This is a genomic window from Collinsella sp. TF12-2AT, from assembly GCF_003436735.1.
Lineage (GTDB): Bacteria > Actinomycetota > Coriobacteriia > Coriobacteriales > Coriobacteriaceae > Collinsella.
This window is the reverse complement of the sequence record NZ_QSQK01000009.1, coordinates 20,595-34,181: the sequence shown is the minus strand read 5'-3', so window position 1 is coordinate 34,181 and position 13,587 is coordinate 20,595. Positions and strand designations below refer to the sequence as shown.

At 59.4% G+C, this 13,587-nt stretch carries 11 protein-coding genes and 1 pseudogene; 2 read left to right on the top strand and 10 right to left on the bottom strand.

Annotated elements, in window-relative coordinates:
• The 5 genes from DXD24_RS07010 to ileS form a co-directional block, all read right to left on the bottom strand.
• Positions 1–423 (bottom strand): prepilin peptidase, encoded by a 423-nt coding sequence (locus DXD24_RS07010; RefSeq protein WP_089571722.1) that lies wholly within the window; start codon positions 421–423, stop codon positions 1–3.
• An 81-nt stretch (positions 424–504) separates the two neighbouring features.
• On the bottom strand, positions 505–1,800 hold the full coding sequence (locus DXD24_RS07005) for a glycosyltransferase family 2 protein (RefSeq protein ID WP_117564132.1): 1,296 nt from the start codon (positions 1,798–1,800) through the stop codon (positions 505–507).
• Positions 1,801–1,882: 82 nt separating this feature from the next.
• Entirely contained in the window at positions 1,883–2,896 is a 1,014-nt protein-coding gene (locus DXD24_RS07000) for an RluA family pseudouridine synthase (RefSeq protein WP_117564133.1), read from the bottom strand.
• On the bottom strand, positions 2,896–3,495 hold the full coding sequence (lspA, locus tag DXD24_RS06995; protein ID WP_233502351.1) for a signal peptidase II: 600 nt from the start codon (positions 3,493–3,495) through the stop codon (positions 2,896–2,898). Before lspA ends, DXD24_RS07000 begins: the two co-directional genes overlap by 1 nt.
• 222 nt (positions 3,496–3,717) lie before the next feature.
• Entirely contained in the window at positions 3,718–6,495 is a 2,778-nt protein-coding gene (ileS, locus tag DXD24_RS06990; protein ID WP_369831492.1) for an isoleucine--tRNA ligase, read from the bottom strand.
• Positions 6,496–7,006: 511 nt separating this feature from the next.
• Here ileS and DXD24_RS06985 point away from each other — a divergent pair.
• Entirely contained in the window at positions 7,007–8,095 is a 1,089-nt protein-coding gene (locus DXD24_RS06985) for an iron-containing alcohol dehydrogenase family protein (protein ID WP_117646448.1), read from the top strand.
• Between the two features lie 66 nt (positions 8,096–8,161).
• Here the strand turns inward: DXD24_RS06985 and DXD24_RS06980 are convergent, their stop codons facing one another.
• Positions 8,162–9,013, bottom strand: coding sequence for an IS3 family transposase (locus tag DXD24_RS06980; RefSeq protein WP_199407894.1), 852 nt, complete (start codon positions 9,011–9,013; stop codon positions 8,162–8,164).
• 205 nt (positions 9,014–9,218) lie between these two features.
• Positions 9,219–9,266: pseudogene (locus DXD24_RS10265) on the bottom strand (hypothetical protein); the annotation flags it as partial.
• 724 nt (positions 9,267–9,990) lie between these two features.
• Here DXD24_RS10265 and DXD24_RS06970 point away from each other — a divergent pair.
• Positions 9,991–10,593: a Type 1 glutamine amidotransferase-like domain-containing protein gene (locus DXD24_RS06970; protein ID WP_117564137.1), complete on the top strand. Its 603-nt coding sequence runs from the start codon at positions 9,991–9,993 to the stop codon at positions 10,591–10,593.
• Positions 10,594–10,708: 115 nt separating this feature from the next.
• Here the strand turns inward: DXD24_RS06970 and DXD24_RS06965 are convergent, their stop codons facing one another.
• The 3 genes from DXD24_RS06965 to ftsH form a co-directional block, all read right to left on the bottom strand.
• Positions 10,709–10,936 (bottom strand): integrase core domain-containing protein, encoded by a 228-nt coding sequence (locus DXD24_RS06965; protein WP_255413152.1) that lies wholly within the window; start codon positions 10,934–10,936, stop codon positions 10,709–10,711.
• Positions 10,937–11,143: 207 nt separating this feature from the next.
• Positions 11,144–11,605, bottom strand: a complete 462-nt coding sequence (locus DXD24_RS06955; protein ID WP_117564140.1) for a DUF523 domain-containing protein — start codon at positions 11,603–11,605, stop codon at positions 11,144–11,146.
• A 76-nt stretch (positions 11,606–11,681) separates the two neighbouring features.
• Positions 11,682–13,574 (bottom strand): ATP-dependent zinc metalloprotease FtsH, encoded by a 1,893-nt coding sequence (gene ftsH / locus DXD24_RS06950; RefSeq protein ID WP_198019956.1) that lies wholly within the window; start codon positions 13,572–13,574, stop codon positions 11,682–11,684.
• Positions 13,575–13,587: the final 13 nt, after the last annotated feature.

Here is a 13,587-nt window from a genome sequence, read left to right as displayed (position 1 = left end):
TTACAATGTCCAGCCCACGACCTCGATTATGGCAAATATCGGCACCAAAAACGGGAGCAATGGCAGGGAGCGCGATTTTGTGAAGAGGCAGGAGAGGGCCAGGACCAGGAGCGCAACGGCAAATGCCACGATGCCGCCCAGAGGGTCGAGCGTGCAAAGCGCGAAAAGCGCCTTGGCATCCCCCATGCCGATGCCGGGAGCCTGGCGGAAACGCCGCCAAAGCGACTCGGTCAGCACAAGGGAAAGGTACACGATAACGGCAGGACCGGCGTGGTCAAGCGCCGTGTTCAAGCCCCTGTCCAGCCAAACGCCTGCAAACGCCGCCACGGCGCATGCGGCGGCAAGCGCGTTGGGAAACCGCCGTTCACGGACATCAATCACCGCACCGGCAAAGGCGCAGATCCAAAAGGGAATATAGACCATTGAACACCTCCCGGGGCAATCACTCAAAAGCAGAAACCACCACAAAGGTGCCTGTCCCCTTCGTGGTGGTTCTGGTCGTGGTTACTTGGCGCCCTGCATGACCTCGTCGAGGGTAACGTTAACGGCGTGCTGCGTGGGCACCCAGTCGACCTTCAGGAACAGCGCGGCAACCGTGATGGGGATATAGCTGAACATAAAGATCGGGAAGGTAAACAGGTTGGTCACCAGGCGCCACTTTTGCGCGCAATGGATGTGCTTGTACTCGAAGATAGTCGTGAGCAGCGCCAGGATAAAGAAGGTCTGATACATCATGACGAAGGTCATGATGAGCGAAGCGGCACACGCCTGCATCTCGACCTCGGTAGCCAAAAAGCCATGCGAAAGACCACCGACGATTAGGAACGTGGCGTTGGCGAGCATCGAAATCAGCGATAACAGCATACCAGGGGCAATCGTCATAAACATGTCGTAGGCGGCAAAACGATGATAGCGGAAGGTCGACTTGACCAGATGCTTACCGTAGGTAAAGAACACCTGGTAGAAACCCTTAGTCCAACGCATACGTTGCTTCCAGGACGCCTTAAACGTCACAGGCTGCTCGTCAAAGAACTCCGCCGGCGCATAGCCAATACGAATGCCGTGAATAGCGCAGAACGTGGTGAACTGAATATCCTCGGTCAGCGTATGGAACTGCCAGCCGTGCATGCCCTCAATAACGCTAGCCGAGATAAGGTAGCCCGAACCCGATACGGCGCAGGACGTCTTGCAGATGTTGCGCGCGTTGTTGAGAAAACGCGCCTCGCGCAGATACCAAGTGGCATTCGCTGCCGAGATCCACGAGCTTCCGAAGTTCTTGGAGTTACGATAGCTCGTGACCACATGGAAGCCCTGGTCAAAGGCATCATTCATCTTGGACACGTAATCGCGGGCGATAACATTATCGGCATCGAAGATAAAGTAACCTTCAAAGGTGTCGGGATACTCGTTAAGGATACGGTCGAAACCAAAGTCCATGACCCAGCTCTTGCCTTTACGGGCCAGGTCGTTTCGCTCGTACACGACAGCGCCCGCCTCGCGCGCGAGCTGCGCGGTGTTATCGGTGCAGGCATCGGCGACGACAAAGACCTCGATGAGCTCGGACGGATAATCCTGGTCCTTGATGGAGCGAACGAGGTTGGCGATAACGGCCTCCTCGTTGTGTGCTGCAATAAAGAAGGCATACCGGTGGAGCTTTTTGGCCTTGGGAGGCGCGACCTCGCCGCGGAGAGCACCGATGACAAAGAAGACCACCTGGTACAAGAAGCAGACCGTGAGCAGCGTGACGACAATCTGGTTGAAGATCACGATGGGTGTGTTGGTTTGTAAAAAGGCGAGCATGCAGGCTCCCAGGAACGCATTACGTAAACAACCGTATATCTTACCGCAGGCTAGGGGCGTTCAAGAAACCACCTAATACCGACTAGGCTTCGAGAAGACCGAGCTGAGGAACGATCTCGTCGCCGGCAGCGGTGCGACCAAGCGAGCGCGGGGCCAGGTCGTCAAGAACCGCAGCGAGATCCCACGGCAGCTCGTCGCGGCACTCAATGCGCTCCCCCGTCACGGGATGGTCGAATGCGACGCGCCAGGAATGAAGGAATTGCCTGGTCAGCCCCTGATCGGCGCGTGCATCGCACTTGCCGTAGAGTGGATCGCCCACGCAGGCGTGGTTGATATGGCGCATATGCACGCGTATCTGATGCGTGCGGCCCGTAAACAGGTGGCACTCGACGAGCGTATAGCCGTCGTCAAAACGCGTGGAATCGAAGCGCTCGAGGACCTTAAAGGTCGTAATGGCCTGGCGCGCGAAAGGATCGTCCGAAACCGCCATCTTGACACGGTCACGCGTAGAACGGGCAATGCCGGTGTTAATGGTGCCCTCATCCATAGCGATATGTCCGTGAACGAGCGTAATATAGCGGCGGTCGAGCGTGCGCGTACGGATAAGATTTTGGAGCGCGCGCTGGGTGTCGTCGTCCTTCGCCGCAAGCATAAGGCCCGAAGTGTCGCGATCCAGACGATGCACGATGCCGGGGCGATCCTCGCCCTGCACGGTGCCCAGATGGTCAATACCGCAGTGATAGACCAGGGCATTCGCGAGCGTACCGCTCTCATGACCATGCGCAGGATGGCACACCAGGCCGCGCTGCTTGGAGAGCACGATAAGGTAGTCGTCCTCGTAGCGAATATCGAGGGGAATGGCCTCGGGAATCACGTCGGTCGGGTCGTGCGGCTCGGGCAAATCGACCGAAATACGGTCGCCGGCTCGCACGGCGTACTTTTTGGACAGGCAGGTCTCGCCGTTGACGGCAACGGCGCCGCCCTCAATCAGATGCGCGCAGGCAGAGCGTGTGGGACAGCCGTCGTTGGCACCTAGATAGGCGTCAAGACGCTGAGCAGCGGCATCATCGGCAACAAGGATATGGATGTCGGCCATTAGCGCTCATTCCTTTCGCGAATCTTGCGGGCACGCTCCCCACGCTGCTTGGCTTTGCGCTTGGCGCGGGCCTCGTCACGGGCGTTAAGCTCGGCGGTCGCATCGACCTCACGGGCCGCGGGGCTCAAGAACATGTAGCCAAAGAGGGCGAGCACGACGCCCACGGTAATGCCGATATCGGCAACATTGAAGACGGGGAAGTCGATGAAGGTGGTGGCAATAAAATCGGTCACAAAGCCAAAAGCCAGACGGTCGATCGCATTGCCAATGGCGCCGCCCACGACCATAGCCATGCCCACAACCTCAAAGCGAGCAAGCTGGGGCGCGCGAAGCAAGTACACCGCGATCGCAACGATAACGACAAACGCCAGCACGGCAAACGCGAGGCCATGTCCCTCGCCCATGCTAAAGGCAGCACCGATGTTACGCACGAAAAGGAAGTCGATCACACCGGGGATAATAGTCACATGCAGAGCATCGCCGACGGCACGAACCGCAAGCTTGGTCAGCTGGTCAACAAGCAGCACGGCCAACGCCACGCTACCAGCAACACCCAACCGCCAACGCAAAGGCGGCGTCATATCCGCAGAACGACCCAAATCAATCCCCTACCCTCAAAAACATCGAATTACGTTTAACGCAATTAACCATCTTATATTGCCACACGCAGAACGCACGACATATCCACCAACGCAAGCGAAATAACCAGCTAAAAACGAAAGCGGCATTCCGAAAAACGGAATGCCGCTTTTATTCAGCGGAGCAAATGGGCCGAAGGCGCCCAAATTCTCCCTATAACTAAAATGCCGAGTTACCGTGCCTTAAAGGGCATTCGCACACCTCTCGCAGATGTGAGCGTGGCCGTTGTACTCGCCGACGGTGGTGCGGTAGTTCCAGCAACGGTCGCAGCACTCGCCCTCGGCAGCCTCGATAGCAACGGAGAGCTCCTCGCCCTGGGTCAGCTCAACATCGGAGACGATGTAGAACTCGGCCAGGTCGACGGCCTTGTCGCCGGTCAGCAGCGCATACATCTCGGCGGGAACGACCGCCTCGACGCGGACCTGCTGGCTCTTGGTGAAGGTGCCGGCAGAACGGGCATCCTCAAGGGCCTTGGTCACGGCGCTACGGAGCTCGAGAGAAGCCTCGAGCACGCCCTCAAACTCGTTGGCCTCATCAACCGTGATGGGCGACTTGTACCAATCGAGCAGCGCGGCGTACTTCTGGTGGTCGACGCAGCCGGCGGGCGCATATGCCATGGCCTCGTCGACGGTGTAGGACAGGATCGGCTGCAGGTCGCGCATGAGCATCGAGAAGAGCTCGGCCAGCACGGTCTGAGCGCTGCGGCGCTCGAGCGAGCCGGGCTTGTCGCAGTACAGACGGTCCTTCAGAGCGTCGAGGTACACGTTGGAGAGCTCGGTAACCACGAAGTCGTAGAGCGCACGGTAGGCGCGCGGGAACTCGTAGCTCGCGTAGGCGTCGTCGACCTCGGCCTGGACCTGGGTCAGGCGGGCAACCATGAGCTTGTCGAGCGGCAGCAGGTCGGCAAAGGCGACGCCGTCGGTCTCGGGCTCAAACTGACCCTCGAGCTCGGAGAGCAGGAAGCGCAGCGTGTTGCGGAAACGACGGTAGGCGTCGGACGTACGAGCGAGAATCTCGTGGTCGATGGAAACGTCGGAACTGGTGTCGACGGAGGCAACCCACAGGCGGATGATGTCGGCGCCCATCTCGTCGCAGACCTTGTTGGGGTCGATGACGTTGCCGAGCGACTTGGACATCTTGCGGCCCTGACCATCGAGGGTGAAGCCCTGCGAGACGACCGCCTTGTAGGGAGCGTGGCCGTTGGCGCCCACCGAGGTGAGCAGCGAGCTCTGGAACCAACCACGGTGCTGGTCGGAGCCCTCGAGATACACGTCCGCCGGGTACTCCAGCTCGGGACGGTACTCGCAGACGGCCTTCCAGGACACGCCGGAGTCCCACCACACGTCGAGGATGTCCTTATCGGACTTGAGGTGATGACCGCCGCACTTGGGGCAGACACAGGCCTCGCCCAGGTAGCTCTCGGGAGCGTCGGTGAACCAGGCATCGGAGCCCTTCTCGTGGAAGAGCTTGATGACGGCGTCGAGCGTGGCGTCGTTCATGACCTTCTCGCCGCAGTCGGCGCAGGTGTAGCTGGGGATAGGCACGCCCCAGTTGCGCTGACGGCTGATGCACCAGTCGGGACGCTGCTCGACCATGGCACCGATGCGGTTGGCCGCGTGGGCCGGATACCACTTGACGTTCTCGCGGACCTCCTTGCCAGCCTGCTCGCGCAAACCGGTCTTGTCCATCGAGACAAACCACTGGTCGGTAGCACGGAAGAGCACCGGGTGCTTGCAGCGCCAGCAGTGCGGATAGCTGTGCGTGATCTTCTTCTCGAGGACCAGGGTGCCACGCTCGCGCAGGAACTCAATGATGTGCGGGTTGGCCTCATCGGTATCCATACCGCTGAAGGGGCCACCGGTGCCAAACTCCTCACCGGTGTAGAACTTGCCGTCGTCATCGACCGGCATGCAGATGTCGGTGATGCCCTCCTTGAGGCAGGCGAAGTAGTCGTCGACGCCGTGGCCGGGCGAGTTGTGGACGATACCGGTACCGTCATCCACACCGACGTAATCGGCCAGCAGTGCCACGCCCTCGACACCGTCAAAGATCGGCTGCTTGTAGTGAATGTGGTGGAAGGTCTCGGCGGGAACCACGTAGGGCTTGCCGTCGACCATAACCGGGGTGTACTCCCAGCCAAACTCCTCGCAGCACTTGGGAGCCAGGTCCTTGAGCATGACCTCGGCACGACCTTCGTGCTCAACGGCGACATAGGCGGCGCCGGGCTTGAGGGAAACTGCCTGGTCGGAGGGGATGGTCCACGGCGTGGTCGTCCAGATGATGAAGTCGACCGGGCCGTCGAAGTTCTCGAGGCCGGCGGGCTTAGAGGTCATCTCAAAGCGAACGAAGATGGAGGGGCTCGTCTCGTCAGAGTACTCGATCTCGGCCTCGGCCAGCGCGGTGTGGCAGTGCTTGCACCAGTGAACCGGCTTGTGGCCACGATAGATCATGCCCTTATCGAACATGGCCTTGAAGACCTCGATGTCGGCGGCGTCATGCTGGTGATAGAGCGTCAGGTAGGGGTTGTCCCAGTCGCCGAGCACGCCCAGACGACGGAAACCGGCCTTCTGCAGCTCGATGTTCTCGACGGCGAACTCGTTGCAGAGCTCACGGATCTTAGCCGTAGAGGTCTGGTTGAACTTCTCGGTGCCGAGCTTCTCCTCGACCTTGTGCTCGATCGGCTGGCCGTGGCAGTCCCAACCAGGGACATAGGGGACCTCATAGCCCTGCATCATCCAGTAGCGGTTGATCATGTCCTTGGAAATCTTGTTCATGGCGTGGCCGATGTGGATCGGACCGTTGGCGTACGGAGGGCCGTCGTGCAGCACGAACTTCTTGTGACCCTCGTTCTTCTTCAGAACTTGCTCGTAGACCTTGTTGTCCTGCCAGTCCTTGAGTCGCTTGGGCTCGGACTTGGAAAGACCGGCACGCATGGGAAAACCGGTTTTGGGCAGATTCATCGTCTGCTTGTACTCGTTTGCCACGGTACCCCTTTCATGTCGTGGGCGCGCACGCCCGTTGGGCACCAAAAAAAGCGCCCGTCCCTGCAAGCTGGGACGAAGCGCCACAAAACGGGCCGTCTGCCCGCAAAAGCTCTTCGCTTAACCACCCAGCTTAGATGCCCTCACCCGCATTACAGCGCGCTCGCATCCGTTACTCGGCTGGCCTGTATCGACGACCATCTCGGCGATGTCTACTAAGACGTGCCTGTACGGCGCGTCCGTTGGGACCGCAGCTTCGGGGTGATTTTCATCGGTCGCATGCACGGGTTCTCAGCGCTCCCCGTTCTCTGTAGCACACGGACGGCCGACTACTCGTCCCCATCAACGCTTATGCGCTGTATGGTAGCACGGTCAACGCCGGCGAAAAACCCTCAACATCGGTTTCATACTTTAGTAATTTCTCGCGGTCGCAAGCACTCACTTGGAGCAAAATACCTGAAAGCACTTTATCTAACGAAAGAAGGCTGCTATGCGCACGATTGGAATGAGCGACTACACCGTCGGCGAGGACTGCTTTGACGAGCTGCCCGGCGCGCTGGACGAGTACGGAGCGGCCAAGGTCGCGATTATCGGTGGTAAACGAGCACTGGCCGCGGCGCTTCCCAGTATCGAAGCGGCACTGGAGGGCACCGACATCGAGATTCTGGAGACACGCGTCTACGGCACCAACAGCACGCGTGCCAATATCGCCAAGCTTGTTAACTCCCCCGCCTGCCGAGAGGCCGATGTGCTCATCGCATGCGGTGGCGGCAAAGCGCTCGACACCGTCAAGACGGCGGCCATCGAGCTCAAGAAGATCGTCTTTACGGTACCGACGATCTGCTCCAACTGCTCGGCCGCGACCGCCATTGCCGTTGTCTACAACGACGACGGCTCGCTCGAGGGCTATTCGTACCCCAACCGCCCCGCGCACATCTTCATCAACCCCAAGATCATCGCCGAGGCTCCGGCGGAGTACTTCTGGGCGGGCGTGGGCGATGCCCTGTCCAAGCAGTCCGAGGTCGAGTACGCCACGAGCGCCGGCAACCTGGAGCACACCGCAGGTCTTGGCCTGGCGCTCGCACACACCTGCTCCGAGCCGCTGTTTACCTATGGCGTGCAGGGTCTTGAGGACGTTCGCCAGAACCTGTCGACCGAAGCCGTCAAGCAGATCGCGCTCGATATCGTGGTCAACACGGGCTACGTCTCCAACCTGACCAACCAAAACGATTACTACTACAACTCGAGCGTGGCGCATGCGTTCTACAACGCCACCTGCAGCATTCCGCGCGAGGGCACCTACCTGCATGGCGAGGTCGTGAGCCTGGGCGTGCTGGTGCTGTTTGCCTACACGGGCGATACCGAGAACCTTGAGCGCTACTCAGCCTTTAACAAGCAGATGGGACTGCCCGTGACGCTTGAGCAGGTCGGGCTTTCCGAGTCCGATATCCCCGCCCTGTGCGAGTACGCGCACACCACCAACGAGTGGAAGCAGGGAAACCCCGGGCCCTTCACCGACGAAAAGTTCGCCGCCGCCATCAAGGCTGCCAACACCTACGGCCACACGCTCCTCGCCTAACCTACCAAAACCACCACAAAGGGGACAGTGAACTGCGCCCCGAAACTTGGACTGAATAAATAGCGACTACGCCGCAAGGGCCCGGTTCCGGAACTCCTCCGGCGTCAGGCCCTTCAATCTTACCTGCCTGCGCCGCGTGTTCCAATGGGCTATGTACCCCTCTAGGTCGCGCTTGAAGTCCCCGAAGCTGCCCCACTCCCTGCCGCGGTAGAACTCGTCCTTCACGTGGCCGAAGAGCTGCTCGGTGGTGGCGTTGTCGATGCAGTTCCCCTTGCTCGACATGCTCTGGGTGATGCCCGCCCCCTCCAGCCTGGAGGTGTAGGACTCGTGCTGGTACTGCCAGCCCATGTCCGAATGCATGGTCGGCGCCGCCCCGTCGGGCAGGGCCTCGAGGAGCCGGTCGAGCATCCTGTGCTGCTGGGCGAGGTCCGGCGAGGTCGATATGTCGCTCGCCACGATCTCCTTCGTGCAGAAGTCGAGCACCGGGGCCCAGTAGGCCTTGGCGCCGGCCACCTTGAACTCGGTGACGTCGGTGCCGAGCTTCTGCCACGGCCCCTCGGCGCCGAAGTCCCTCGCGATGACGTTCTCGAACGTGCTCCCCACGAGCCCCCTGTAGGAGCTGTACCGGCGGCGGGAGCCCCGGCGGCGTATCCCGCACCGGATGCCCATCTCGCGCATCATCTTGAGCACGGTCTTGTCGGCCACGACCGCGCCCAGCTCGGCGCGCAGGCACATGGCTATCTGCCGGTGCCCGCAGCCGTTGGCGGTGCGCGAGAATATCTCGGCCGCGGCGTCGCGCAGCTCGGGCCGGGTCGGCCTCCGCGGGTGCGCCAGCGCGTAGTAGTAGGTCGACCTCCTGAGCCCCGAGCACTCCAGCAGGTGGCGCAGGGAGTGCCCCTCCGCGCGCAGCGCCCTCACCGCCTCGGCCGCCGCCCTGGTCAGAGCCCGTCCCGCTCGACCAGGGCGCGCAATTTTTTAGGTAGGCGACCTCGGCCTCGAGCCTGCGGCAGCGCTCCTCGAGCTCCTGCTCGCGGGTGCGGGCCCGGGGTTTCGACCTCGACCCCCTCGGTCTGCCCTTCGGGCGGGGCCGCAGCGCCTCGGCGCCGCCCTCGCGGTAGAGCCTGCACCAGCGCTCCAGCGGGGATTTCGACCTGATCCCGAACTCGGCCATGGCGTCGGCCTTCGCCATCCCGTCGTCGACCACGGCCGACGCCGCGGCGACCCTCTGCTCGAATGTGTAACTGGATTGCTTCCCGTCCATGGACAGCAGCGCCTCGCTTCCGAACGCCCGGTATACCCACTGCCATTCTCTCACGGTCTCGCGGGGGACGGACAGGGCCTCGGCCGCCGGCTTGCAGCCGACGCCGGCGTCGAAGAGCTCGACGGCCCGCCTCCTGGACTCCAGGTCGTGCTTCGACCTGAGATCTATACTCATGGAAAACCTCCCATTTCCCGATGTCCAAGAAATGGGAGGCAGTTCACAGGCACCTTTGTGGTGGTTTTATATTGCTCCAGCATTCAGTTCGTACTCGGAACGGTAAACAGAAACGAACAGAGGCAGGGTATCATCGTGGTGATGGTATCCTGCCTTTTGTTTTGCGGGATCAAGGTCGCTTTATGCGAACTTGATCGCCACTTATATGGCGCATTGATGGCAATTGCTTCGTACGTGCATACCGGGAGCCTGTACACCTCTGGCAAGGCGTAACACACTAGACTTTGTTCCAAAGTCCGTGTGCTAAGGGGGCAGGCCCCTTAGAATTCCTGTGGAGTGTGTACGCACGTACGCAGGAAAACGGCAAAATTTCGCTATATCAGGGCGTTCTTTCATTGGAGAGTATGGTATACACGGCTTAGTTCAACAAATAAGAATTTATATATAAAGGAGAATATTGATGAAACTGTTTTTATGTTCTCACTTTTCAAGTGTAGGAAGTCTGATAAAGGAAGAAATTGAAAATAAAAAAGTCGCATTTATTCCAACAGCTTCGCTGCGTGAAGGCTACACCGGTTATGTCGGCTCGGCTCGAAAATTATTCAAAAAGTTGGGAGCAATCGTAACTGAAATTGATATTTCAACGGAGGCTTATTCAACGATACAGTCTCTTTTTGAAGATGCGGATGTGATCTATTTTACCGGCGGAAATTCTTTTTTCCTTATAGACCAGCTCCGTAAAACGGGAACGGATGAGCTGTTGAAGAAAGAATTGGCAAAGGGAAAACTGATGATTGGTGAATCGGCAGGTGCGATTGTATGCGCTCCAAGCATCCAATATATCGAGCAAATGGATGAAAAGCCGGAGGACTACTCACAAGAAGATGATGCAGGGCTTAATTTGATTGATTTCTATGTTCTTCCGCATTATCTTACAGCACCATTTAAGAAAGTTACCGAGAAGATAATGACTGAGTTTTCGGATTTGAATCTATGCCCAATTAACAACCGTCAGGGAATTGTAATTGATGGTGAATGTTCAAAGGTAATTTGCAAAGACTAATTTGAATATTTCAGTTTGCTGTACTCATTCCTAGCAGGGTTTGGGGCGGGCACGCCCCAACAAGAAGCTGTCCCAAAGGGGCAAGAATGGGGACTGCGGACGATTTCTTGGACCGCTACGCGGCCCTTCCCAGCGCGGCGCGGAACTCGGCCGGCGTGCGGCCGCCGAGCGCATCGCTGCGCCTCTCCGTATTGTAGCGGCCGATCCAGGCCCCGAGCTCCTCGATGAAGCGGGCGGGGGCCCAGCCCGACCAGTCCCTGCCGTGCCAGAACTCCCTCTTGAGCAGGCCGAAGAAGCCCTCCATCGCGGCGTTGTCCGGGCTGCAGCCCTTGGCGGACTGGATTGGCTACACTGATGTGGACAGTTCCGGGAGGGGCGCAAGAGACGGGAAGGCCGTGTGCGCGTTCCTGCGTGAGGGCCGCGGGGAGGGGCTGCCTGGGTACGGCGCCTGTCAACTCGGTCTACGTCTTTGATGACCGGGTCGTACTCAATATCAACTTCACGGATGATGCCAAAACGGTCACCCGTGAGGAAGTGTTGGGTTCGAGTGCTATGGACAATGTTCCAGCATGCTGGGATCGAATTCGCTTGCCGGGATCACGCGGTAGCCGTGGCGCAGGAGCAGGTCAACGAAGACACCGTTACCCGTTGTGAGCGTGCCGCTGAAGGAACCGTCGTAGATATGGCCCACGCCGCACGACGGACTGCGATCCTGCAAAATGCACGCAACAATCTCGGACGGGCCGCCCGCCTGCTCGCACATATCGAGCGCACGTTGAGCACCCTGGCGAAACTCGCGATCAACCGACACGCCCTCGCAGGTACGAACCTCTCCGTTCACAATCTCGGACGGCTTGCGCGGTGTAGGCAAGCCACCAAAAACCTCAGGGCATACCAACAGGACCTCGGTCCCCGTACGCTCGCAAGCCTCGACCAGCTCGCGATGGTAGTTGTCGAGCCCGTTATACTTGCAGCTCTCGCCCATCAAACAGGCACTTACCACGATCTTCATATACAACTCTCCCCACGCAAAACGCCCCATTTGAGATGGACACTCAAATGGGGCGATTGACACTGTGCAACTAGTATTACTGCTGCTTTGGCATCAGCGGGTTCTCGCGCGTGAGGAGATTCATAAACTCCTCACCCGTGATCGTCTCCTTCTTGTACAGATAACGAGCCAGCTCGTGGAGCTTAAACTTGTTCTCCTTGAGAATCTGCAGGGCGCGGTCATGCGCATCCTCGATCAGCTTGGCGACAATCGCGTCCACGCGCTCGGCCGTACCGGGGGCGCAGGTGAGAGACGTGTCCTGGTTGAGGTACGCATTCTGAACGGTACCGAGTGCCATCATGCCAAACTCATCGGACATACCAAAGCGCGTCACCATGTTACGGGCGAGCTTGGTGGCCTGCTCGATATCGTTGGCTGCGCCGGTCGTCATCTCACCAAAGATGAGCTCCTCGGCTGCACGGCCACCGCAATAGACGGCGAGCTTGTCCAGGACCTCCTGGCGTGTGGTCAGGAAGCGCTCATCCTCCTCGACCTGCATGGTGTAGCCCAGAGCACCGCTCGTGCGCGGTACGATGGTAATCTTCGTGACCGGCGCAGAGCCCTTCTGGCGAGCGGCAACGATGGCATGGCCGATTTCGTGGTAAGAAACGACCTGCTTCTCGTGATCGGACAGCACCGTGGACTTGCGCTGCTGACCGGCGATGACGACCTCCACCGACTCCTCGAAGTCGTCCTGGGTTGCACGCTTGCGACCCTCGCGAACGGCGCGCAGGGCGCCCTCGTTGATGATATTGGCCAGGTCGGCACCCGAGGCGCCGGGCGTGGCACGGGCGATCGCAGTCAGGTCGATCGGGGGCTGCGTCTTCACGCTCTTGGCATGGAGCTCAAGGATGTTCTTGCGGCCGGTCAGGTCGGGCAGCTCAACGGGGATGCGACGATCAAAACGGCCGGGGCGCAACAGGGCCGGGTCAAGGCTGTCGGGTCGGTTGGTAGCAGCGAGAACGACAATACCCTTGTGGTTATCGAAGCCGTCCATCTCGGTCAGCAGCTGGTTGAGCGTCTGCTCGCGCTCGTCGTTGCCGCTAAAGCCGCCGCCGTCACGCTTTTTGCCGATGGTATCGATCTCATCGATAAAAACGATGCACGGGGCCTTTTCCTTGGCCTGCTTAAACAGGTCACGCACCTTAGCAGCGCCGCGACCGACAAACATCTCAACAAACTCCGAGCCCGAAATGCTAAAGAACGGAACACCGGCCTCGCCGGCCACAGCCTTGGCAAGCAGGGTCTTACCGGTACCCGGAGGGCCGACAAGAAGAGCACCGCGCGGCAGCTTGGCGCCGATCTCCTCGTAGCGCTGCGGCTTCTCCAGAAAGTCGACGACCTCCTTAAGGGATTCCTTGGCCTCTTCCTGGCCAGCAACGTCCTTAAAGGTCACGCCCACATCCTTGGAAGCGATAACGCGAGCACCGGACTTGCCCAGTCCGCCGCCGCCAAAACCACCGCCGCCAAAGTTCATCGACGGGCCGTCATCGCCCATGGCCTTCTTCATGCGACGATTGAGCCACCAACCGATGAGGAAGAAGATAGCCATGGGAAGAATGAGCGTAAGCAGGTAGTAAGTCATCAGACCCGAGTTCTTATCGGGGACAACAGATTCCAGCGAGGCGCCGGATTCAAGCACGCGATCGGTAAAGCCCGCATCGTTTGGCACACCGGTCGTCTTGTAGGCGATGTTCTCGTCCTCGCCCTTCTTGGTGTAATAAATCGTGTAATCGTCCGTATTGTATTCGACCTTGTCGACACTCTTCTTATCGAGCGCTTTGACAAAGGTCGAGTAATCGGTCTTCGTAATCTGCTGCGTGTGACCGATGTTGGGGAACAGAACGGTCGAGAGCACGAGGTAGACGACGAAGGCGATGAGCACGTAGAGGATCATATTCCGTCTACGTTTGTTGTCATCCATCTCCATCTGCTTGAACTCC